Below are 1,260 nucleotides of genomic sequence, written 5' to 3'. Positions count from 1 at the left end.
ACCCGATGGGGGCGCACCTCGACGGAGGTCGGGGCGACGACGTCCTGCTCGGCTGGTTCGGGAACGACCTGCTGGTGGGCGGCCCGGACGACGACCGGCTGACCGGCGGCCTCGGCAACGACACCCTGCTCGGCGGTCCGGGCGACGACACGGTGGACGGCGGTCCGGGGGTCGACACCGTCAGCTACGGCGACCACCCGGACGCCGTGCAGGTCGGCCTCGACGGCCTGCCCGGCGGCGGGGGCCGGGGCGAGCGGGACGTGATCTCGTCCGCGGAGGTCCTCGTGGGCGGTGCCGGTGACGACCGGCTGACCGGGTCGGTCGGCCCCGACACGATCCTCGGCGGGCCGGGTGACGACGTCGTGCTCGGTCTCGACGGTCGGGACAAGCTCCTCGGCCAGGCCGGCGGCGACCTGCTCGACGGCGGCCCGGACGTCGACGTGTGCGACGTCGGCGCGGACGGCCGGACGACGAAGAACTGCGAGGCGTAGAGGTATTTCCGGCACGTCGGGCTGATCCTCCCGTCAGGAGGGGGTGAGCCCGTCGTCATGGGTACAGCTCGTTTCGAGGTGCGGGTGCTCGGTCCGCTGGAGGTGGTCGGCGCCGACGGCACGGTGATCGTCGGCAAGCCGATGCGCCGCGCGCTGCTCGGGTTGCTCGCCCTGCGACCCCGGCAGGTGGTGTCCCAGGAGGCCCTGATCGACGGCCTGTGGGACGAGTGGCCGCCGCCGTCGGCCTTGCGCGCCCTGCACGCCCACGTGGCGCACCTGCGCCGGGCGCTCGTCGCAGCCGGTCTCGACGAGCTGGTGCGGACCCGACCGCCCGGCTACGTCCTGCACGTGCCGCCCGAGCACCTCGACGTCGACCGGTTCACCCGCCTGGCCGAGGTCGACCGCGCCGAACCGCCGGACGTTGCCGCGCGGAGGCTGCGCGCGGCGCTCGGGCTCTGGCGCGGGGAGGTGCTGGTCGACTGCAAGCTGGGGGAGTGGGCGCGGGCCGAGGCGGCGCGGCTGGAGGAGCTGCGGCTGCACGTCGTCGAGGAGCTGTGCGCCGCCGAGCTGGAGCTGGGCAGGCACCGGTCGACCGGCGCGGACCTGGCGGCGCTGGTCGTGCGGCACCCGCTGCGCGAACGACTGTGGGAGCTGCTGGTGCTGGCCCTGCACGGCGACGGGCGGCGTGCCGACGCCCTGGCCGCCTGCCGACGTGCCCACGAGGTGCTGGAGGCCGAGCTCGGCGTGTCGCCGGGGCCCGCGCTGCGCC

General features: G+C 75.8%; 2 protein-coding genes. Both read left to right on the top strand.

Annotated features, from left to right (window positions below):
• The coding region (locus AB0G02_RS40910; protein WP_360806150.1) for a calcium-binding protein at nt 1-491 on the top strand (491 nt) is incomplete at its 5' end.
• A gap of 57 nt (nt 492-548) precedes the next feature.
• Nucleotides 549-1,260, top strand: a 712-nt coding sequence (locus tag AB0G02_RS40905) for an AfsR/SARP family transcriptional regulator (RefSeq protein WP_360806147.1), incomplete at its 3' end; no start/stop codon positions are given.

The sequence above is a fragment of the Actinosynnema sp. NPDC023658 genome (assembly GCF_040639995.1).
In the GTDB taxonomy this organism is placed as follows: Bacteria; Actinomycetota; Actinomycetes; order Mycobacteriales; family Pseudonocardiaceae; genus Actinosynnema.
Note: the sequence above shows the minus strand (reverse complement) of the source record. Positions and strands in the feature narration are given on the sequence as shown.